This window comes from Mesorhizobium sp. Root157 (genome assembly GCF_001427385.1).
Lineage (GTDB): Bacteria > Pseudomonadota > Alphaproteobacteria > Rhizobiales > Rhizobiaceae > Mesorhizobium.
Genome location: NZ_LMGJ01000002.1, coordinates 122,615 through 141,119, shown reverse-complemented (window position 1 = coordinate 141,119; position 18,505 = coordinate 122,615). Strand labels below are relative to the sequence as shown.

Sequence of the window (18,505 nt, the reverse complement as noted above, 5' to 3'; positions counted from 1 at the left end):
TCGACACGGCGAGCTTCGATGGAAATTCTGCGCTCATCTACTGATCCTCTCAAAAACGAGGGGTCAGTTCTTCGTTTCGTTCGGGGGTCAATTTCTCATTTCGCCTGACAGAGCCGGATAGGCAAGCAATCAAGGCTTCGGTCTTGGGGAATGGCGATCGCGCGGGGCCGCGGATTCAAAAGGACCACCGTTGCGGCTGCACGAAAACTGGTGGTGATCATGCACCGCATTTAGATATCCGGGAGCCGGTTCGAGCTAAGAAATGAGGTGCAGCTACCAGCCGCGTAGGCTGGCATACTTCGTGTTCTCAACCCTGTGCTAGACCGCAGCCCGGACGACGGGACAGCCAGTCCGCGACGATCCTAGCGGCCTATCATTGATGTGAACCGCGCCTACGCGAGATTGGACGGCTGACCCCGTCGCCCATCTTGGGGCCGCGCTTAGCGACGGACCCCGTACAGAAAAGAGATCCAGGGTACGGTTGACCGCGGGAAATTGATTGCCAAACGGACTGTAACTTTCGAGCTAACGATCATGACCTAAGATTGACTCTACCGATTACAGAAGAGGATCGTCACGCGCCTGCGCTGAGACCGATTGGGTCTTTCAACCGGAAAGGCAACTCTCCCGCTTTCTTGACACTCTCCGATATGGACGTGCGCGCACATGGTTGCGGGCCGAGACATTGATCGAGGAATGGCCTGCTCATCGATGGCGCGGACCACGACAGAACTGGTGGGGCCATCACCAAAATGAATCGGCCGCAGGCAACCGATTCAAAGAAGTCGTTGGACCTTGAAATCGAAGAGCGTGACTCTGTCCCTATGATCGCGCAACCCTACCAGCTTTACGTCGAGCGGACGGATCCCACAAAGAACATGGCCCGGTATTACGCCATGTCAATCGAGGCGATCCTGTTCGGAGACGTCTGCCTGACCCGCAAATGGGGGCGCATTGGCGCGCGTGGGCAAGCCATGCAACATCATTTCAACAAGGAGGAAGACGCCGTGCAGCTCTTCCTGAAGCTACTGCGCAGCAAACGCGTGCGCGGTTATGGCCCGCAAACAGGTGGCCAGCAGCATGGTCCGCCGGGCACGCGAACCCCATAGGCCGGTCGATCCGGCCTATGGGGTTTTCTGTCATGGCGAAAGCCTCCTAGAGAGGAGGCTCGGCGTTCATCAGCTCCTCCTGCTCGACCCAGATGGCTTCGCGCTCGGCAAGGGCGAGCTCCAGGGCGGCCTCGGTTTCGCGACGCTCGTCGCGGTAGACCGCATTCCGCAGCTCGGCGCGCAATTCCTCAATGTGTTGATCGATCGACATGTTCGTCTCCTTGACGTTGGTGAAAGACGACACCGGCTGTCATGGCGGAGCGGAGGGGTCAGGGATCGCGCAAGCGACCGGCGGAGCCGGCGAGTGGGGAGCCGAAATGCGTCAGCATTTTGAAGGAACCGCTCGTCCGTGAGGCCTTCGGGTCGACATGGCATCCTCGGACGATCTGAACAGACCCCCCGCCCACCCGGTTTGCGCCAGAAAGCCGGCACCAGGCTCGATGCCTGATTCCGGCTTCCTCTTGGGCGCGAGGAACCCCACCTCACGGTGGAGCCCTCTTGCTGGGATGCTCAGTCCCGATTGGGGCGGGACCAGATCAGCTGGAGGCCTTCTTCGCCTTCCACCTCGATCAGGGTGGCGTAGATCGGAGCGGGGAAGCTCGGATCGTCCAGCTTGACCGAGAGGTAGTCGCGGCCCTCGGCGGAGACTTTTTGCCAGGCGGCTCCGAGCTCAACATTAGCCGCTGCGAAGATGCGGAAGTGCGGTCCCTTGTCGGAGGGGTTCTCGACGCGGACCAGCTTGGCCTTGACGTTGAGGTTAAGGGTCTTGATCGAACCGGTGAAGCCGTTACCCGTGGAAGCGAAGGTGCCGATGGTAGCCATGTGTCTCATTCCTCTGTTGCTCGGGCCGCGCCTATCGCGACCTCGATGCCGGTCGATGGACCGGAGGCGATCAACCGGCACCCCGCCAAGGGCTGGAACGAAGTGGAAGACGGCCGGAAGAGGCTTTCTTGGCTCGCGAGGAAGGGGAAGAAAGTCACGAAGGCCGTTGCCGGGACAAGATCGAGAGACCGCTTGAGCGGGATCGTCCTTCGGTCAGACCAGTCACATTGAGGACGCAGATGGACGTGGCTTTTGCAGGAACCGGAATGAAGACCGGCGTTGCAATGTCAGTCTCATGGCCACGGGACAGCGACCGGTTCGATTGAAAACCACATCCCGATGACTGGCAGTTCGCACGCTTTCGCCAAGCCAGTCAGGCAGGACCGCGTGTACGTCCCACTCACACCGGCATCGGGACGGGGGCGCCATGGCAAGTCAGCGAGATAGCCACCCGACTATCATTTGTCAGGCTGACCCGGGTGCCGAATCCAAACTGCGGACAGAATGACGATGCGGAGGAAGGCGGTCGGCGGTCGCATGCCAGGTCCCGCTTCAGCCTCGATCGGCACCCGAGCATCGCGTCGTGCTGGCGATTGCATTGCGGAAGCTAGCCGGATGCAAAATCAACCGGCCACACGTGGGCTCCGTGGAGCACACGCAGGATGCGGACGCTATCCGAGGTTAGTGCATAGGCCGCAACATAGGGCGTTCGGGGAATGACCAGTTCACGCGTGCCAGGCCCCCCAGAACGGCCGCTTTCGAGGAACTCGATCAGGCGGAGCACGGCCTGTGCAATATGCTCGTCAACGGTGGCCGCCGCACGCGGACTATCGGCTTCGATGTGTGTGAAGATGGCGTCGCGATCAGCAAGTGTGAACGCCGACCACGTAAGCCTCATGATTTTATTGCGCCCGCCTTGCGCAGCGCGGCCTCACATCGTGATGCGAGATGCGCCTCAACATCCTCTGCGCTGGAGTCCGGCCTTGTGTCTTCGAGCGCCTGCATCACCTTGGCGCGAAACCAGGCATCGTGAGCATCGCTATTGCTGACCAGTTCCAGCGGCAGAGCGCCTTCGTTGGCGGTACGCGTCAGCAGGATGCGCACGGCATCGGAAACCGTCAGCCCCATCCCTTCGAGCACGGAAGCGGCGCGGTCCCTGATGCCGGAATCGATACGTGTCTGCACAAGCGCATTCGTCACCATGGACGTCTCCTATCGCTCGCGAGGAATGTAATGCGTTTGAATGACAACTTCCAGAGAAAACAGCATTATTCGTGGGATATTCCTCTCTTGAGGTCATGAAACGCTCCCGTCCAATGCCGGCATGAAGCAAAATGAGAATTCATGCGCGTAGCAGATGGTCGCGAATGGTGCAGGGCAAATCGCCCAATCCATCCAACGGCCCGAAATGACCGTGGGCAGCCATCAGCGCGAGCGCAGCCGCGGCTGTCTTGTACACCGGTCCGAGCTTGAGAAGACGGATCGGAGGCGGCACCTCGCCGTCCCCTTCGAGGTTCAGAGCGTAAAGCATCAGGCGGCCTCACGCTCATGGTCGACCTGCAGCTGCAGTCCATGCAGGAAAGTAACGGCGCGCTGCGCGTGCGCAGCCGCCTGAAAAATCGCACGCTTGTCCCCCTGAAGAACGCGCAACCACGATGCAACATAGCTGGCGTGATCGGGGCGGGGCTCCAGTTCCGGTACGATGCCGAGGTCGGCGCAAAGGAGCGCTGACCCAATTTCGGCACAGAGTTCTTCCCTTGCCCGTTCGCTTTTGTCCTTGGCGTAGCGGCTGAGATCGCGGCCGACGCGGCGAGAGTCCGCCGTCCAATGGACATGCTCATGAGCGAGAACGGCGATGTACGACGCGGCATCACGAAAGGTCTCGAACGGCGGCATCTGGATATGGCCGGAGGCCGGCGAATAAAATGCCTGCGAACCGCCATGCCGGATTTCGGACCCGGTATTGGCGAAGAACGTGTCGGCATGTTCGATGCGTTCGATCGGATCTTCGACCGGTGCGGGCTGGTGGTAATAGTGGTCCGGCAGCCCATCGATCTGCTCGACGTTGAACACGCCGTAGGCTTTCAGGAAGGGAATATCCCTGTCGATCTCGCTCCCCTGCGCATCGGTCTCGGTCTTGGTGAACCGGCTGGCATAGATGACGGTCGAACTGGTTTCGCCCTTGCGGACATGCGCGCCGAGCTCGCCAGCCTGGCGAAAGGTCATCCAGATTGGAGCCGCATAGCCGTTTGCCATCGCTTCCGACCAGAGAAGCAGAACATTCATGCCCGTGTAGGGCTCGCCATTGTGGCGCAGCGGGCGCGTGATGCGGCCCTTCACATGGCTCGCCCGCCATGGCTGCACCCATGGCCGGACGCCCTTCTCCAGTTCCTCTACGATTTTTTCCGTGATGCGGGCGTAGATATCCACACGGGGTTTGTTTTCTTTCCTGTTCATCTTCTCAAAACTCCATTTTCGAGACCGCGCCGATCGCGTTCCCGTCACGGGGTTCTCAAAGGCGGAGCCCAAAGGCCGGCCGCGCACCCTGCTGACATCCATCGTTTCTGTGTGACGGGATGGGTTTCAGGGCCGAAACGAAGTGGAGGACGGCAAAGCCGTTGCGCGGTCGCCTGGCTCCGCCAAGACCCCTGACGAACGGGACCGCGAGCAGCGGGCATCCGGAAGAAAAGGGCGGCGCACAGCGCCGCCGGACCGAGGCCGAAGAGGCTGGCCGGTTCAGTGAACCGGCCGCGCGCCGCTGTAGGGGTCGTACTCGATCAATGGCGTGACCTCACCCTCGTTGATCTCGTCGGCAGGCAGGACGCCGTATTGGTCGTCGGACTGGAACAGGATGACCGGCGTCATCAAGGTGCGGGCGAGGTTCCAGGCGTGCTGTTGTGCGAGGGAGAGATCGTGTGCCATTTTCGGGCTCCATCTAGGGAGCGGGCCAATCCCCGCTCGATGGCTCCGTCAGTGTGCGGCGGCGGGCGCGATCACCGCGAAGGCGTAAGCCGAGCGGCCGCAGCTTGCTAGCGGACCCCCTGCGGGTTGATCGTGGAAGATCCGCAGCCGCACCAGGAACAGCCATCAATAGAGAGCGGGATTGGACTGCTGCCGGATCAGTGCCCGGTGCCTGTCACGATCGCCTCGCACCGTATAGAAACTGGAGCGGCAAATCGGCACCTGGAACGGCTCGGCTACCCTCGCAAAGCGCGAAGCATGCGATCCTGACGAAGTCGATGAGGGGATGCCTATCAGAGGAAAGATCGATGATTGGCCGGCTATTCGACTACTGGATGTATGGCGGCTTTCTGGCTGGCATCATGATCCTGGCGCTGATGCCGATTCTCGCTCACGGCTGGAGCACGACGTTCACGGCCATCTTCGTTTTGCTGCCGATCTACATGCTCCATCAGTACGAGGAACATGATGGCGATCGCTTCCGGCTCTATATTAACCGCACCATAGGGAATGGCGCAGAGGTGCTCACGCCTGCTGCCGTCTTCGTCATCAACATCGGTGCTGTCTGGGTCCTGGATGTTGCCGTCACCTATCTGGCATGGTCGGTCGACCTTGGGATCGGCTTGGCCGCAGTTTATCTCATGCTGATCAACGCGATCGTCCATATGGCCGGTGCCATACGCTCCCGCAGCTACAATCCCGGCCTCGTTACGGCGGTCGTGTTATTCTTGCCCTTCAGCGGCTATGCATCGTGGCAAATACAGATTTCGGGCGCGGCGACAACGGACGACCACATCATCGGTCTTTTGATCGGTATTGCCGTACATGCAATCATCGTAGCTTATGCCCTTTGTCGCCGGTCGGCGTTGGCCTCGTTGGGGTTACGCAGATAGGCCAGACCTGCCGAAAAGCCCACTTGGATGGCATCGGCCGCACGTGAACAGACGCGGTGTCGGCCTCGGCACCAAATGACCCGTGCCGGAAACCCGGACAGATGTACCCTTGCCCTTATACCCATGTTTACGCCACCTGTGCTGAACTCCGCACATGGGTAGGGCTATAAAACATCCGCGCCACCGGCTTGGAAGGCGGCGGCGCAGGCTGCCTTGTCTCGTCTATAGGCTGCTGCCCATTGTCGTCACACTGGGGATGATTGCTGCTGCCAATTTTGGCGAGCGCAGCTGGGCTTTTGTCAGTTCAAAGGTGCCTTCGATCACAACGTCGTCTGCTTCTCCAGCCGACCATTCGCTTGTCGGACGCGCCACGGTGATCGATGGCGACACCATCGAAATCGCTGGCCAGCGTATTCGGTTCAACGGCATTGATGCCCCGGAAAGTGCCCAGCGATGTCAGACCCCGTCGGGAAAATCCTATGCCTGCGGTCGGGATGCCGCGAAGGCGCTCGACGAATTCCTCGCCGCCTCTCGCCCAGTGACCTGCCGGTTTGTCGATTGGGTAGTGTCCTAATTTGAAATCTGGCGGCTCACGAAAGCCCCGAGCGATGTTCCGCCACGATGGCCGCCCTTCCCCATCCGGCCCGCGCCTTTCTCAGCCGAATCGAGCAAATGCGGGTCAGGGCGGACAAAAGCTATGTCTCGACGCGGAACCACTTGCTACGTCCGGCCATTAGCCGTACATTAGGCGCGTAGCAAGGATGAAGGCAATGGCCCGTTTAGCATCAGCCGCAAAAAGGTCAGCGCCGTCGCGCAGCGAACGGCTGGAAGCGCGCGTGTCACCCGATCAGAAGGATTTGTTTCAGCGGGCGGCAGAACTGCAAGGTCGGACGCTGACGGATTTTGTGATCGCCAGCGTCCACGAAGCGGCAGTTCGCACAATCGAGGACATGCAGTCGATCGAGCTCAGCGCGAGGGAAAGTCGTGCATTCGCGGAGGCCATGCTCAATCCACGCGAGCCTACGCCGCGCCTCCGAAAGGCGGCACAGCGGTATATCGAAATCTTGGCTTCCTAATTTGGCAACCGTGTGACTTTCCAAATATCGCCCCTTGACGATCACCATGATCGTGCCGCTTTTGACTGCGGCGTGGAGCCCTTGGACCGATATCTCAAGACCCAGGCCGGGCAGGATGTCCGCAAACGCGTCGCGTCCTGTTTCGTGTTGACCGAGGTCGGCCCGGCACCCATCGCCTTTTATACGCTCACCTCCACTTCCATCGCCCTCCACGATCTGCCGACATCGATGGCAAAGAAGCTACCCCGCTATCCCTCGGTCCCCGCCACTTTGATGGGACGTCTAGCTGTCGATCGCCGGCATCGTGGACGGCGGCTAGGCGAATTGATGATAATGGACGCATTCAGTCGGGCGCTGCGCAGCGAGATCGCGACCTGTGCTTTCGTCGTGGACGCGAAGAATGAAACGGCGGAGAGATTTTACAAGGCCTATGCATTTCTGCCACTTGGCGAGACAGGGAACCGCTTTTTCATGCCGATGGCAGAGATTGCCAAGATTTTTGCTTGAATATGAGCCTGTCACCTTAGTGAAGTGCGGACTCTACTGGGGCGTTTCTCTTTGTCGACAATCCGAGGCGTCTATGCCGACGAAGGGCAGCGATCTCACCTTCTCTGCCCTGAACCTGCCCAACCGGAATCGGCCCCACTGCCGCCATTCAGGCGGTCGCCGCGATTGACCGCCTTTGAACTTGCCGGGTTGACGGTTTGGGGCGGAGCCAAAGCCCCGCCCCCGTGGACGACCTATCCGAGCGCCGCGATCTGGAGTTCGGCCGCCTTGCGGTCGACGCTCTGGCCGGGGTTTTCGATCGTGCGCTCGAAGGGCTTCCACTTTTCGCCGACGACCTGCTCGTAGGCGGCAACCGCGCCTTCAGTCGCCATGCGCAGCGCGTGCGACTGGACGCCCATGTCGGCTGCAAACTCGCGCTTGCGCTGGGCCGCGCTCGCGAAACCGACAGGTCCATCGCGGTCCTCGTCTCGGGCATCGTTTGCGGATTTGGCCGTGGCGTCGCGAGCCTCGGTCACCGCCCGGCTATAAAACTGGCCGGCGCCGTGGGCCGACCCGACGAAGGCGCCGACGATGCGCTGCAGGTGGATCTGCATGGCCCGTTCGCCCAGACCCTCGCCCAGGGCATCGGCCGTCTCGATGATGAGCTTTTCGTGAAGGTCGCGAATGCCATCGCTGTCGAGGACGGGAAGGCCGAAGCTTTCGGCGATCAGGGTGGCCTGTGCGGTGTCGGGGCAGCAGAGCCTGACCATTTCGAGAGTGGTGCTCTTTCGGAGTTGGACGACACGTGCGGACTGGCGGGAAGTGGTCTTGGTCTTGGTCATGGTCTTTCTTCCTTTCGGTTCTCCTGAAGGCTTGGACCGGCCCCTTGCCGGCCCTCCCTTCGGGCGCGATCCGAAAAAACCGGCGGAAGAACGGGCGCTTCAGGGTCCGGGAGAACCGACACGAGCATGGCGGGCTTGCGCACAAGCAGGGCTTTCAGCCCTCGCGCCGGGTGCGGGCCCGCCATGTCGAGTGTGGTACTCTCCGGCCGCCCCGCGGCGCGGAACGCGGCCTTGAAGCGAACGGCCGCCGGTTTAGGACCGCAACCGAACGAAGGGAGGCCGGCGAAAGCCCTGACCATCGACACGGGATCAGAAAGGCAGGTGACCATAGCCATCTGCCGTACCCTGCCGTCCAGGTTGCGCCGGCATGCTGCAAGAGCAAGGAAAGTGCAGGTCCTCTGCCTCGCCGCACATCTTGCCTCACAAAAGCGCCCGACCGCGACGCTGCGATCGGGCTCTGTTTCATGCGGCTTTGCTCAACTCAAGCAGATGCCGATATTTTGCCCGGATCCGGGCGATGGCCTGATCCTGTCGTGCGAGCTTGTGCGACAAAGCATCGATCTCCGGCTGGCGTTCGGCCGTGATTGCGGCGAGGTTTGAGCGGTAGCGCTCGAGGAAAGCGCCGGGGTTCGGCGCCTTGCTGCGCCGATAGCCGACCTGCTTGCGGCCGAGCACCGGGATCATCACGGTCACGCGCCGCGTGATCTGCCGCAAGCTGGTGCCGTGTCTGCCGCCGCGCCTCTTCCATGCGCAAAAGCTGTGTGCGAACATCGGAAGGAAAATTCATGATGACGCCCTCCGCGGCCAACCGACGAAGCTGGACGAGCCGCAATAGACGGCGTGGTGCTCCGGATCGATGACAAAGCCAAAGCGGCCGATGTCGTATTCCGCGGATGGAACAAGAAACCGCCGCTCCTCGGTTCCGGAACTACGCCTGCCGCCCGGCGTGGCGATACATTCGACAAATCCCTGTTTATGCTCCGACGTGATCGCGGAGACGACGATCCAGTCGGCGGCATGCTTTTGGAGGAAGGCGCGCTCATCCTTCTTTCTGGATTCTCCTTCTTCCAGCACATTGCTGGTAATCGCCTCCCATGCATCGGGAAAGCCGTCCTTCATGGTGCGTTCGGCACATCGGCGCTCGAAGGCAGTGAAGAGATGCGGGAAGGTGAAGGCAACAATCGCCCAGCACTCGTCCTCCTCGTAGAAGCCGTCCGTGGCGCGCAGCATCGGATGAATTTTGCTGTTGCGTTGGGGCGAAAGATGGAAGCCGCCATGGCCGGCGGTGGAATGGCAGGTGACGCCCTCGGCGAAGACGGTGGCGCCCTGCGATGGCCCTCATGGCGTTGGCGCCGTGGAGCCAATATCGCGCCGGCCAAGCCTTGCCAGTTCACGCTGGTGCTCGGCCTGCTCGAACACCTTTGCCCGGAAGGCGCTCTCGTCGGCGAGTTCACCGGCATGGCCGTAGAAATCCCCCCGTGTCCATTGCGCCATCGCTATGCGGATGTGCCAGACGGTGGCAAGATAATGCCGGCCGTCGCGCGCCGGCGCCATGGCGAACGCATGATCGCCGACCTGACCGACCAGCATGCCGTCGGCGCCGCGCCCGAAATAGACCTTCGGACCTTCGGCGGCGCCATCGGGAAGTGCGACCGTAGAAGAAAGAGCGCTCATGCCGCAACCCTCCCCTCGATGGCATCGGCGGCAACGTCGTCGGCCGAAACCTCCTGCAGCACGGCGTTGGTATACCCGTGCCGTGAAAGCCATTCCTCGGCGTCGGCCTGGTTACTGGCGAGATAGACGAGTTGGGCATTCTCGCCTGGCCGATCGAGCACCAGGACCGAACCAACGGTCGGCCGTTCCTTCACGACAAATTTGAGGTCACTGTCGGCGGAAAACGTCCGATGGATGCGCAGCACGATCGTGCCCCGGCTGCCGTAATCGCCCTCGTGCAAGGTGAACGAGGCGGGCAGGAGCGTGTTGCCGACACGCTTCTCCTTCTGCCTGGCAATCAGTCGGCCGCCGCTATTGCGGCTTTCCCAAGTGGCAAGCTTTTTGCGATGCCGTTGGGGCGGACGCGGCGTACCATCGGAATACGTCACGGTCGAACCGAGTGGAACGAGATCATAGATCAATTGAGCGGACATAGTGGTCTCCGTGGTTTTCATGGTGGAAACGAAACCGCCGCCGGTGAGGTCACCGGCGGCGGAGAATTGCATTCGGAAAGAAGAAGGGGCGGCTACTCGGCCGCCTCGCGAAAACCTTCGGCGTAGTCGTCGCCGGCATCGGCATCCGTCGGCTCGACGATCGCATCACCGTCCAGCTCTTCCCGGTCTGCCGGCGTGCCGTCGTCCTCGGGCAGCTCTTTGGCCTCGTTCTCCTTCAGCCAGGCGGTAAGCTTTGCCTGGTCGGGGGCAAACAGCGCCGACGGGTGGACGAAGTGGCCCTCCTTGAAGTGCTCGACCAGGGCCGCGCGTGTGTCCTTCACCTTCTGCCGGGGCAGGACGGACGTATCCACGCAGGAGGCTTCGAGCGCCGGCCGCGACAGGCACGACAGGAACTCGTCCGTCCCCATGTTGGGCAGAAAGTTGTCGGCAACGATGACGTCGCCGGCAACACGGGCGACAACACCGCTGTCCGACCGGTTCTCCCGGCAGGACAGGACGTCGATCAACAGGGACCGTACCGCAACGCGCAGCGTGTCCATGTCGAACTCGAGCTTGCCGTCCTGATTGAACAGCGGCGCCGCATGTTCGCCGAGGCTTGCGGCCCCGTAATACGAGATGTCGCGGGTGCCGGACGCCACCGTGACGTTCCGACCAGCAAACGCGAGAACGAGCAGCGCCATCAGCGTATCGTCCTCGATCGGTGCGCGCGATAGCGCCTCGTGCAGCGCGTCGGTGCGAAGGTCGCCGATCATCTCCATGCCCTTGCGGGTGACATCAGGGCGGGTCTTGACGACAATGCCGTAATCGTCCCCACCCCTATCGTCCGCTGATGCGCCGTTCTTGCCCTTTGGCTTCTTCGCCTCTGGCATGCGGTAGGCGACCGACTGCACCTTGCCGTCACGGTCAAGATACATGGCGGTGTGGTCGGACCTGCCGGGCTTGCCATAGACACGCTCGGCCTTGGGCGGCAGCTTCGGCTCGCCCCACTGGCCAGCCTCGACGATTGTTCCCCGCTTGGGCAGGCTGTTGGTCATCCATTCCTGCTGCGCGCCGAGATAGGCCTCGACGTCCGTGGTATAACGGCTGTCCTCGTCGGCCGGCGCGAACAAGTCCTCGACCCAGACGATGCCATAGGCCTCGCGCAGATCGTCACCGAAGCTGGCATCACGGGCATACATGCGCGTCTTTTGCAGACCCTGCGCGACGCTCCACCACGATACCTGCGGATCGGCTTTGGACGGCTTGTGCTTCTTCCAGACTTGCCTTTGCTCGTCGAGCGAGGCGGCCGCGATGGTACGCAGTTGCCGCTCGTCGGGCATGTCGCCCTTGGCCATATGATCCAGCATGGTCGGCAGCACATTGGCCAGCAGCCGAAGTTTCCGGATCTGCCGGACCGGCAGCGCCAAGGCGACGGCAATCGCTTCTTCGGTCCAACCAAGCGCGACAAGCCGTTCGATCGCCCGCCACTGGTCGACGGGATTGAGCTGTTCATGCGCCAGGGTTTCGGCCAGCGAGCGCATGGCGCCGCCATCCTCGGCCCGTTCGATCACCAGCACGGCGATCTCTTCCAGGCCAGCGACGATCGCCTGCTTCACGCGCCGATGGCCGGCATCGATGACATAGCCATTACCACCATCGATTTCCGGGGCCACGACGGGCGGCTGCACGATGCCGACGGCCTTGATGGTCGCCAAGAGCAATGCGTCCGCCTGCGGGTTGGACTTCGAGCACCGGGCCCGGTCCGGATTTTCTTTCAGCGCGCGCGGATCAACAAATTTCAGTTCCATGGGAGTGCTCCTGTTCAGGGATTGCGGAACGCGGCCACTGGCAGCGCCCTTTTCCGTCTTCTTCCCGAAGACATCCCCCGGCCCGTGGAGCGGGCGGGCGGGTGCAACTGCGGCTGAGCATCCCTGCCGGGCCGATCAAGCGGGGCTTACAGCCCTGCGAAGAGCGAACGGCGGGGATCGCGAGCGGCGCGGTTGAGCGAAAGCGTCGCCGGGCCGCCCGATCTGCGAGCGGGACTTTCCCTTTCGTATTTCCTCTCTTCCCTCCCTTTTACTTGATTGCCGCTTATATTGACGTTATATTGCGTCACAATGATAGGCGTATGAGAGATGGAGACGTCCGCCATGAGCCTCGCCCAATATTCGGACAATGGTCTGTTCGCCCCGCGCAAGATCGCGGATGTCCTGCGCACCACCAGTGAGGAGGTCGCGCGCACCGCAGGCCTTGGCAAGGATGCCGTCCAGCGCAAGGATCGGGTCCGCTCCGACAAGACACAGCGACGACTGCGTGAAATGGTCGAAATCCTTAACAAGGTGGAACCTCGCTTCGGCTCGAACCTGATAGCCTATGCCTGGTATCGCTCCGAGCCGCTTTCCGGCTTCTCCGGGCAGACGGCCATGCAACTGGTGCTCAATGGCCGGGCCGGTGAAGTTCTCGACTATATCGATGCGGTTGATGCCGGGGTTTACGCCTAGTCGTGCAGTATCGGGGAAAGCTCTATCGGGCTTTGAACCCGGTCTACGCGCGTGAGCCCTTGTCGGGTCGCGGCGCGGAACTCTATGGCGGCCGCTTCAATCCGAAAGGGGTTGCCGCACTTTATCTGTCCTTGTCGGTGGTGACGGCGCTGCGGGAAGCCAATCAGGTTGGCAATCTCCAGCCAACGACGCTCGTCTCCTACGACGCCGAGATCGATGGCATTTTCGACTGCCGGGATGACCGCGCGCTCGATGCCGAGAGCATAGACGCCGCAGAGCTCGGCGCCAGCATCTGGCGCGACCAGATGAAGGCGAGCGGCGAGACAAAGACGCAAGCCTTTGCGCGCCGGCTTATCGCTGCGGGCAACAATGGCCTGCTGGTGAGGAGTTTCGCTCCCGGTGCAACCAGCGAAAATCTGAACATCGTGCTGTGGAGATGGGGCAACCGCCTTCTTTCTCGCATCGTATTGATCGACGACGAACATCGTCTGTCGAAATAAGTCCTGCAAAGCAGTCGTAGACTACGCACTTTGTTATGTCGCAAACTCACGCTGTTGGGTCACGAGGTGAAGTTGATCCCTTCGGCCTATGTGAAGTCATTCGTGAAGCGGAACAAGAATGATGCGGTCGATACTGAGGCAATCTGCGAGGCTGCGCAGCGTCCGAGCATGCGGTTCGTGGCAATAAAGAGCGAGGCGCAGCAGGCATATGCCCTGGTGTTCAGAACACGCGATCTGCTGGTTCGGCAGCGCACCCAGTTGATCAACGCCATCCGAGGTCATCTGACCGAATATGGTTGGGTCGCGCCCAAGGGACCGTCGCATGTAGCGGTGCTGGGCGACAAGACGGCTGATGACGATACCGGGCGTGGGTCCGATCACAGCCACCGCGATTGCGGCCCTTGCCCTGCCGGCCGAGACGTTCACCAAAGGATGAGACTTTGCCGCCTGACTAGGCTTGGTGCCACGTCAGCTCTCGACCGGTGGCAAGCAGAAGCTGGGGGCGATCTCGAAAATGGGCGAGCGTACCCTGCGGCGCCTGCTCGTCATCGGCTGCAGTGCGGTCGTCCTGCAGGCGAGCAAGCGGCGCCTGCAGGCTCATGGCTTGCGCAGATGATGGTCCGAAAGCCACGTATGCTGGTCACGGTCACACTGGCCAACAAACGGCGCCCATCATCTGGGCACTGCTCATGAAGCAAGAGGATTACAAAGTTCCGGTCGCAGCTGCGGCGTAAGCCAAGGCGGACCAGAGGTCGTCGGAGACATAGTCGGTCGAAGGAAGGTATGGCACAGCAGTCGGCGAGACGGGGTCGGAAAACCAGAGCTTCCCACTGTGCCACGAGCACGCTGTGAGTGATATGGATCCGGTCCGCGAGCTCCCATACGGGCCGCAGCCTCTGGTGCTGCATCAGAGGCCAGACAGATGGCAGCATCCGACTACGCGCTAACCTTCAAAAACTGCTTGCATCTTACGGGGCGTCCACAGATGGGAAGTGGACTGGCGGCTTTTTGTGTCTGAGAAAGGTAAGCGGGCGTAAGACGCGCTTGGCAGGATCAGCGCCGCTTCCAGTCAATTGCGCGACGCCCCGCCAAGCCGACAACGGACGCATTATGGGGCGCTTAACGGCATCGAAAGCTTCTAGCCGTATCGGCAATTCATGGCTCGGGGTGTGTTTCGAAAAAGTATTTTGGCAGCCCTGCTGCTTGTGTTGATGCTGGCGCCTCTCGGCGTCGGATCGGCTAGCGCGGCTGACTCCAGCAACATTCACAATTCCTGCTGGGCATCCGGCAGCATCTCAGAAGACGTGGCTACCATTGCTCTGGCGGCCGAGCGGTGGTCCTGTGACGACCGGAAATTTTCCATCGATGCCGAGCGGGTGCTGCTTCGCTTCGATCTCGGCCCAGACGACATCCTTCCTCGATACTTTCTCTCAAGGCGGAGCGCACTCAAGGCGGTGCATCTGCTTGCAATCGACCATGACGGCGCGGTACGGCAAGCCTCCGTTTCCGCAGCAGCCTTGCCCAGTTCAATGGCTGGTGGGTATTTCAAGGCTTCCCTGCCAGACGTGACACGCGCGACCCGGCAGATCGTCGTCGCGATTGATCTGCCAAGCCACCGGATGACGCTGGAGCGAGCATATCTGGCACCAATCGATGCCGCTGGCGACAGCATCGACGATATGCGGCTCCTGATCATTGTGGCCGGGCTTGCGGGCATGCTCGCCATGCCCCTGATCTTCAATGCGGCGTTCTATCGGATCCTGCGTGAACCTTTCGTGCTCTGGCACTCGGCTCTGACGCTGTCGCTGTTGATGACCATTCTGACCTCATCAGGTCTGTCAGTCGTATTTTTCGACCCGCCTGCCATGACTTTGAGCTGGATGACCACCTTGCTCTTCGGGATGACGGTCGCGTTCGGAGCGATGTTCACTTTCAGCTTCATCGAGCCCGGACTAATCCATCCTGCACTACGGCGTCTGCTACCCTATTGCGCGGCATGGGCATTGTTCCTGAGTGCGTTTCATGCGACATTTCCGTTCGTTGCACGGCCCGTACAATCGAGCGCATACACGGCTGCGTTTGCGCCAGTCCTTATCGTTTTCATACTGTCGATGATCGACGCATTGCGTCGCGGAAGTCGCGCCGCAAAATTCCAGGCAGTCGGATACGCGCCAATGGTGGCGGTCGGACTGATCCGTCTGGTCACGGGAGTGGTCCCTTGGCTCAACAGCCTCGACGCCATGCTCATGTTCTATGCTGGCTGTCTGTTCGAAGTACTCTTAACGACGCTTGGCGTAGCGGATCGCTTCGTGACCATGAAACGGGAGCGAGATCGCGCACGCACCGAAGCCGATCTGCTTGAGCGGCTTTCCGAAACGGACCCATTGACGGGATTGCTCAATCGGCGGGCGCTCGAGGAACAGTTTGCGCAGCTTCGAGCCGAAGGCTTCGCCACACTAGCTGTCATCGACCTCGATCATTTCAAAGCGATCAATGACGTGAACGGGCATGCGGTTGGAGATGCGGTGCTCAAAGCTGTAGCCAGTGCGATCCAGAGCGGGCCGGACGCTCTGGCATACCGCATTGGCGGCGAAGAATTCGTGCTTCTCCTACGCGGCAATGATGCCGATATCCTGGCGGAGCGCCGGCGACAGGCAATTCCGGTAGTTGTCGCCAATACCGTTCCAGATCTCGAGCGCCCTGTAACCGCCAGCATGGGAGTGGCGGATGCCTTCGGGGATGAAGATTTCGCGAAGCTCTATGAACGGGCCGACAAACTGCTTTACGACGCCAAGAGCGCGGGACGAAATCGAACCCGGAGCGCCATTAAGCCAAAGGCGACCCCGGAAGTCTTTTTGAGCGAACAAGCGATGTTTGGTTAGAGCGGCCCGGCTTTAGCTGAACGAACGACAGCTTCCGAGCGATCCCTGAAGAGCCTTGAATGACCGACATGGGGTTGAAAACTGCCGGATCGCGAACCCATCGCCGCGGCCGCATTCAGGGATGGCTCGATGTGGGTGGCTTCCTGTCCGGCGGCTTTCAAGCAGGAATTCGAAGACGCGGCTAATCATCAGATAGCTGGAATGGAGCCAGAAGAACTCTACGGTGTTTATAGTTACCCGCCGCGCCGAGTGATGATCGACAATCCCACGCCGATCAATACCAGCAGTACGCCGACAATGAATAGTGGACCCATCCGATCACCGAACATGACCGCCGAGGCCGCGATGCCAAAGACCGGCTGCAGAAACTGCACGCTCGCAGCAATACGGGCGGGAACCGTGCGCAGGAGCCATAGCCAGAGGAAAAGCCCAACCGCCGAGACCAGGAGCCCGAGATAGACCGCGGAAGCGATTGCCGCCGGCTCGACATGAAACGAAGTGGTTGCAATCTCCCAGGCAGTAAATGGCAGGAGCGCGAGAAACCCCGCAAGGGTGCTCCAGATGACGACGGTGACGGTGCCATAGCGATCGGCCAGTTCGACGCTCCAGACGTAGTAGAAGGCAATCATGACCGCCGAGAGCAGCACGAGGGCCGCGCCAGTCAACGTCGTCTGCGCGAGATCGTCCGCCCCGTTGCCCTGGCCGAAGGCCACCATGGCCACGCCCGCGAACGCGGCCGCAAGCCCGAATTGCTGCACCCGGCTGACCGACTGGCCAAGGCGGATCGCCGCGAGGATGACTATAAAAACCGGGATCGTGGCCGAGACGATGGTGCTGACGGAGGCCGATGCACCGGCAACGCCGAACGACTGCGAGACATTTCCGATACCGATCCCGATCAGCCCAGTGCCGCCACCTTCGGCAAGGCGGAAAGCGGAATTCGATGGCGGCCTATGGCGAAGACAAACAGAAAAGGCACCGCAAAGGCAAAACGCAGCGCGGTGAAGGTCATCGGCGGCATCGTGTCCAGGCCAAGCTTGGTAATGGGGATTGAAAGGCCCCAGAGAACCGCAAGGAGCATCATTCCCGCGATGCTGAGCGGCGAGAGCCGGGTCATCAGAGGTACGAGCGGCGGAGCGGGCGTTTCGGGGGTGGCGATGGTCATAAGGGAGCGAACACCGGGATTGTTGTTACGTCACTCCTGACGTCGAACAACGAGGCTGACAAACGATTTGTTCGGCGGTTATGATTGATCCACGCGCAACCATGAGGTCGCAATGCCAAGCCGTCTGCCGCCCCTGCAAACGCTACGTGCCTTTGAGGCGGCGGGTCGCCTGCTGAGCATGGCGCTCGCGTCGGCGGAAATGAGTGTGACTCCGGGTGCCATCAGCCGTCAGATTCAGACACTGGAGGAGGACCTGGGCGTCACCCTGTTCCGCCGTATGACGCGACGCATAGTCCTGACCGAGGAGGGCACGGCGCTGCACCAGGTGGTCAGCCGGGCGCTTACGGAACTGGTGCGCGAGGCCGAGCGGCTGCGTTCGCTCGAGGCCATCCCACGGCTGACGCTCAGCACCAGCGTCTCCTTCGCCAGCAAGTGGTTCGCTCCACGGCTGCACCGGTTGATAGCACGGCTGCCCGACGTCGATATAAGGCTGGAGGTGAGCGACGTGAATGTCGACTTGACTGATGGTCGCGTGGATGCCGCCCTTCGATACGGCACGGGGTTTTATCCCGGCACGGCTTCGCAACGAATCCTCGATGAGACCATGAGCCCCGTTTGCAGCCCGGACTATCTGGCGCGCATGGGCGGGCTGACCGACCCTGCTGACCTGACCCACTGCACGCTGCTGCATGAGCAACGCGTTCTGCACGACGACAGCACGCTGCCGAACTGGGAGCGCTGGTTCGCCGCTGCAGGTGCTGCAGGTGCTCGAACGCGGGGGCCGACGCTGAGCCATGGCAGCCTCACCATCGAGGCAGCGCTTCGTGGCGAGGGCGTCGTGCTTGGACGGAGCGTGCTGGTCGCCGAGGGTATCGCGGCTGGCTGTCTGGTCGAGCCCTTCCCGCAGATCCGGCTGCCCGCCGGGCGCGGTTACGATCTCGTGTACCGGCCGAGCGAAGAGGACGACCCGCGGATCGCCGGCTTGCGCGCCTGGCTGAAGGAAGAAGTGCGATCTTTCCTTGCCGCGACGGGGGCAACCACTTCCTGAGTGATCGATTGCGACTTTGCACGTCGGATTGTCAGCACATGACTGTTATCACCGAATAACGCTGAATGGCGGC

General features: G+C 61.3%; 19 protein-coding genes and 5 pseudogenes. 10 read left to right on the top strand and 14 right to left on the bottom strand.

The genetic code is table 11. The features are described from left to right. Nucleotides 1-824: 824 nt before the first annotated feature. On the top strand, nucleotides 825-1,109 hold the full coding sequence (locus tag ASD64_RS03285; protein WP_056100664.1) for a WGR domain-containing protein: 285 nt from the start codon (nucleotides 825-827) through the stop codon (nucleotides 1,107-1,109). A 46-nt stretch (nucleotides 1,110-1,155) separates the two neighbouring features. Here the strand turns inward: ASD64_RS03285 and ASD64_RS21340 are convergent, their stop codons facing one another. The 7 genes from ASD64_RS21340 to ASD64_RS03250 form a co-directional block, all read right to left on the bottom strand. Continuing rightward, nucleotides 1,156-1,320 (bottom strand): hypothetical protein, encoded by a 165-nt coding sequence (locus tag ASD64_RS21340; protein WP_200957788.1) that lies wholly within the window; start codon nucleotides 1,318-1,320, stop codon nucleotides 1,156-1,158. Nucleotides 1,321-1,619: 299 nt separating this feature from the next. After that, entirely contained in the window at nucleotides 1,620-1,931 is a 312-nt protein-coding gene (locus ASD64_RS03275; protein WP_056100615.1) for a DUF736 domain-containing protein, read from the bottom strand. A 607-nt stretch (nucleotides 1,932-2,538) separates the two neighbouring features. Continuing rightward, on the bottom strand, nucleotides 2,539-2,829 hold the full coding sequence (locus ASD64_RS03270) for a type II toxin-antitoxin system RelE/ParE family toxin (RefSeq protein WP_056100612.1): 291 nt from the start codon (nucleotides 2,827-2,829) through the stop codon (nucleotides 2,539-2,541). After that, nucleotides 2,826-3,134 carry a type II toxin-antitoxin system RelB/DinJ family antitoxin gene (locus tag ASD64_RS03265; RefSeq protein ID WP_056100609.1) on the bottom strand — a complete coding sequence of 103 codons (309 nt, stop codon included), beginning with the start codon at nucleotides 3,132-3,134 and terminating at the stop codon, nucleotides 2,826-2,828. Before ASD64_RS03265 ends, ASD64_RS03270 begins: the two co-directional genes overlap by 4 nt. A gap of 139 nt (nucleotides 3,135-3,273) precedes the next feature. After that, on the bottom strand, nucleotides 3,274-3,462 hold the full coding sequence (locus ASD64_RS03260) for a hypothetical protein (protein WP_056100607.1): 189 nt from the start codon (nucleotides 3,460-3,462) through the stop codon (nucleotides 3,274-3,276). Next, a complete protein-coding gene (locus ASD64_RS03255) occupies nucleotides 3,462-4,388 on the bottom strand; it encodes an ArdC family protein (protein ID WP_056100605.1) in 927 nt (308 codons plus the stop codon). The genes ASD64_RS03260 and ASD64_RS03255 overlap by 1 nt, the downstream gene beginning before the upstream one ends. Before the next feature lie 279 nt (nucleotides 4,389-4,667). Beyond that, nucleotides 4,668-4,853 (bottom strand): hypothetical protein, encoded by a 186-nt coding sequence (locus tag ASD64_RS03250; RefSeq protein ID WP_056100601.1) that lies wholly within the window; start codon nucleotides 4,851-4,853, stop codon nucleotides 4,668-4,670. A gap of 347 nt (nucleotides 4,854-5,200) precedes the next feature. Here ASD64_RS03250 and ASD64_RS03245 point away from each other — a divergent pair, with 347 nt between their 5' ends. From ASD64_RS03245 to ASD64_RS03230, 4 genes and pseudogenes are all read left to right on the top strand, one after another. Next, nucleotides 5,201-5,785, top strand: coding sequence for an HXXEE domain-containing protein (locus ASD64_RS03245; protein WP_056100598.1), 585 nt, complete (start codon nucleotides 5,201-5,203; stop codon nucleotides 5,783-5,785). A gap of 310 nt (nucleotides 5,786-6,095) precedes the next feature. Beyond that, nucleotides 6,096-6,341, top strand: a pseudogene (locus ASD64_RS03240) (thermonuclease family protein); the annotation flags it as partial. A gap of 214 nt (nucleotides 6,342-6,555) precedes the next feature. After that, the gene (locus ASD64_RS03235; RefSeq protein ID WP_056100659.1) at nucleotides 6,556-6,861 is read left to right on the top strand and encodes a DUF1778 domain-containing protein; all 306 of its coding nucleotides are present in this window, start codon (nucleotides 6,556-6,558) and stop codon (nucleotides 6,859-6,861) included. Nucleotides 6,862-6,933: 72 nt separating this feature from the next. Continuing rightward, nucleotides 6,934-7,368, top strand: coding sequence for a GNAT family N-acetyltransferase (locus tag ASD64_RS03230; RefSeq protein WP_320410171.1), 435 nt, complete (start codon nucleotides 6,934-6,936; stop codon nucleotides 7,366-7,368). Between the two features lie 233 nt (nucleotides 7,369-7,601). Here the strand turns inward: ASD64_RS03230 and ASD64_RS03225 are convergent, their stop codons facing one another. From ASD64_RS03225 to ASD64_RS03200, 5 genes and pseudogenes are all read right to left on the bottom strand, one after another. Further along, nucleotides 7,602-8,189: a hypothetical protein gene (locus ASD64_RS03225; protein WP_056100591.1), complete on the bottom strand. Its 588-nt coding sequence runs from the start codon at nucleotides 8,187-8,189 to the stop codon at nucleotides 7,602-7,604. Nucleotides 8,190-8,651: 462 nt separating this feature from the next. Further along, nucleotides 8,652-8,937 (bottom strand): annotated as a pseudogene (locus tag ASD64_RS03215) (hypothetical protein). Between the two features lie 35 nt (nucleotides 8,938-8,972). Continuing rightward, a pseudogene (locus ASD64_RS03210) lies at nucleotides 8,973-9,863 on the bottom strand (DUF7007 domain-containing protein). Then, the gene (locus ASD64_RS03205; protein WP_056100657.1) at nucleotides 9,860-10,336 is read right to left on the bottom strand and encodes a hypothetical protein; all 477 of its coding nucleotides are present in this window, start codon (nucleotides 10,334-10,336) and stop codon (nucleotides 9,860-9,862) included. Before ASD64_RS03205 ends, ASD64_RS03210 begins: the two are co-directional and overlap by 4 nt. A gap of 92 nt (nucleotides 10,337-10,428) precedes the next feature. After that, nucleotides 10,429-12,144 carry a ParB N-terminal domain-containing protein gene (locus tag ASD64_RS03200; protein WP_056100587.1) on the bottom strand — a complete coding sequence of 572 codons (1,716 nt, stop codon included), beginning with the start codon at nucleotides 12,142-12,144 and terminating at the stop codon, nucleotides 10,429-10,431. Nucleotides 12,145-12,486: 342 nt separating this feature from the next. On the opposite strand from ASD64_RS03200, the gene ASD64_RS03195 reads away from it, so the two are divergent. From ASD64_RS03195 to ASD64_RS03175, 4 genes and pseudogenes are all read left to right on the top strand, one after another. After that, nucleotides 12,487-12,837, top strand: a complete 351-nt coding sequence (locus tag ASD64_RS03195) for an antitoxin Xre/MbcA/ParS toxin-binding domain-containing protein (protein WP_056100654.1) — start codon at nucleotides 12,487-12,489, stop codon at nucleotides 12,835-12,837. A 2-nt stretch (nucleotides 12,838-12,839) separates the two neighbouring features. Continuing rightward, nucleotides 12,840-13,337, top strand: coding sequence for an RES family NAD+ phosphorylase (locus tag ASD64_RS03190; RefSeq protein ID WP_056100584.1), 498 nt, complete (start codon nucleotides 12,840-12,842; stop codon nucleotides 13,335-13,337). A gap of 39 nt (nucleotides 13,338-13,376) precedes the next feature. Continuing rightward, nucleotides 13,377-14,071 (top strand): annotated as a pseudogene (locus tag ASD64_RS20400) (IS110 family transposase); the annotation flags it as partial. A 423-nt stretch (nucleotides 14,072-14,494) separates the two neighbouring features. Continuing rightward, nucleotides 14,495-16,219, top strand: a complete 1,725-nt coding sequence (locus ASD64_RS03175) for a diguanylate cyclase (protein WP_056100579.1) — start codon at nucleotides 14,495-14,497, stop codon at nucleotides 16,217-16,219. Nucleotides 16,220-16,452: 233 nt separating this feature from the next. Here the strand turns inward: ASD64_RS03175 and ASD64_RS21895 are convergent, their stop codons facing one another. Then, the gene (locus ASD64_RS21895; RefSeq protein ID WP_320410169.1) at nucleotides 16,453-16,977 is read right to left on the bottom strand and encodes a DMT family transporter; all 525 of its coding nucleotides are present in this window, start codon (nucleotides 16,975-16,977) and stop codon (nucleotides 16,453-16,455) included. A 9-nt stretch (nucleotides 16,978-16,986) separates the two neighbouring features. Beyond that, nucleotides 16,987-17,300: pseudogene (locus tag ASD64_RS21945) on the bottom strand (EamA family transporter); the annotation flags it as partial. A 196-nt stretch (nucleotides 17,301-17,496) separates the two neighbouring features. On the opposite strand from ASD64_RS21945, the gene ASD64_RS03165 reads away from it, so the two are divergent. Next, nucleotides 17,497-18,432, top strand: a complete 936-nt coding sequence (locus ASD64_RS03165; RefSeq protein WP_056100576.1) for a LysR substrate-binding domain-containing protein — start codon at nucleotides 17,497-17,499, stop codon at nucleotides 18,430-18,432. Nucleotides 18,433-18,505 lie beyond the last annotated feature (73 nt).

Coding starts and splice junctions, on each gene's coding strand:
- ASD64_RS21340 (WP_200957788.1), bottom strand. CDS start 1,320: ATGTCGATCGATCAACACATTGAGGAATTGCGCGCCGAGCTGCGGAAT.
- ASD64_RS03235 (WP_056100659.1), top strand. CDS start 6,556: ATGGCCCGTTTAGCATCAGCCGCAAAAAGGTCAGCGCCGTCGCGCAGC.
- ASD64_RS03275 (WP_056100615.1), bottom strand. CDS start 1,931: ATGGCTACCATCGGCACCTTCGCTTCCACGGGTAACGGCTTCACCGGT.
- ASD64_RS03255 (WP_056100605.1), bottom strand. CDS start 4,388: ATGAACAGGAAAGAAAACAAACCCCGTGTGGATATCTACGCCCGCATC.
- ASD64_RS03200 (WP_056100587.1), bottom strand. CDS start 12,144: ATGGAACTGAAATTTGTTGATCCGCGCGCGCTGAAAGAAAATCCGGAC.
- ASD64_RS03205 (WP_056100657.1), bottom strand. CDS start 10,336: ATGTCCGCTCAATTGATCTATGATCTCGTTCCACTCGGTTCGACCGTG.
- ASD64_RS03225 (WP_056100591.1), bottom strand. CDS start 8,189: ATGACCAAGACCAAGACCACTTCCCGCCAGTCCGCACGTGTCGTCCAA.
- ASD64_RS03175 (WP_056100579.1), top strand. CDS start 14,495: ATGGCTCGGGGTGTGTTTCGAAAAAGTATTTTGGCAGCCCTGCTGCTT.
- ASD64_RS03245 (WP_056100598.1), top strand. CDS start 5,201: ATGATTGGCCGGCTATTCGACTACTGGATGTATGGCGGCTTTCTGGCT.
- ASD64_RS03260 (WP_056100607.1), bottom strand. CDS start 3,462: ATGCTTTACGCTCTGAACCTCGAAGGGGACGGCGAGGTGCCGCCTCCG.
- ASD64_RS03250 (WP_056100601.1), bottom strand. CDS start 4,853: ATGGCACACGATCTCTCCCTCGCACAACAGCACGCCTGGAACCTCGCC.
- ASD64_RS03270 (WP_056100612.1), bottom strand. CDS start 2,829: ATGAGGCTTACGTGGTCGGCGTTCACACTTGCTGATCGCGACGCCATC.
- ASD64_RS03265 (WP_056100609.1), bottom strand. CDS start 3,134: ATGGTGACGAATGCGCTTGTGCAGACACGTATCGATTCCGGCATCAGG.
- ASD64_RS03195 (WP_056100654.1), top strand. CDS start 12,487: ATGAGCCTCGCCCAATATTCGGACAATGGTCTGTTCGCCCCGCGCAAG.
- ASD64_RS03285 (WP_056100664.1), top strand. CDS start 825: ATGATCGCGCAACCCTACCAGCTTTACGTCGAGCGGACGGATCCCACA.
- ASD64_RS03165 (WP_056100576.1), top strand. CDS start 17,497: ATGCCAAGCCGTCTGCCGCCCCTGCAAACGCTACGTGCCTTTGAGGCG.